The 608-nt window shown below is 54.4% G+C and carries 1 protein-coding gene; it reads left to right on the top strand.

The window, feature by feature from the left end:
* Positions 1–608, top strand: a 608-nt coding sequence (locus ACM6I6_RS24485) for a hypothetical protein (protein ID WP_414920831.1), incomplete at both ends; no start/stop codon positions are given.

Genomic DNA, 608 nt, shown 5'->3' with positions numbered 1-608 from the left:
TTTTATACGGAACAAGAGTACACGGAGCGTTTAACGGCTTATGTTCATCAGGTCATGCGCGGCCTTGATGAGGACTTGCAGCGTTTTGCGGGTACTACACCAGTTTGCGTTCGTATAAGGCATAACCAGGAAGTTAGCGACGAAAGGATCTTGTCGCTTTGGCGTGAATGCCTAGGTGAGGTGCTGGTTGTGGAACATGTGTGGTTGGCGAACCAGGACGACGGTTTGCTTTGGCTGGATACCTGGCTCGACGACCCCTCGCCGTGTCCGTTGATGCTGTCGCTTGAGCTCAATTTTTTTCAACAGCCTACCGCCGAACAGGCCGAGTCTGTTTTTGTCCTGTTGCTTGCACAACCTGAATGGTGCGCCAGGGAAAACCTTGCGCCGGCATCTTGGGTACACCGACCGGTTTCCATGACCGGGCAGGCCGAGTCCTTACAGGACGTACTCCTTTGGGGTCGCGTTCAGGAAGACAACTCGCCGCTGTTTGCCTGGCAGACACAAGTGCCTTCCGATCATTTGTGCCAGGTGAGCATTGCAATGAGCGCTGCCGGGCACCCGCTAAATGTTGAAAGGAGCCAGTCACTGGACCATTCGCTTGGATTGCC

Source organism: Pseudomonas sp. IT-P218, from assembly GCF_949767605.1.
Classification (GTDB): Bacteria; Pseudomonadota; Gammaproteobacteria; order Pseudomonadales; family Pseudomonadaceae; genus Aquipseudomonas; species Aquipseudomonas putida_AE.
Note: the sequence above shows the minus strand (reverse complement) of the source record. Positions and strands in the feature narration are given on the sequence as shown.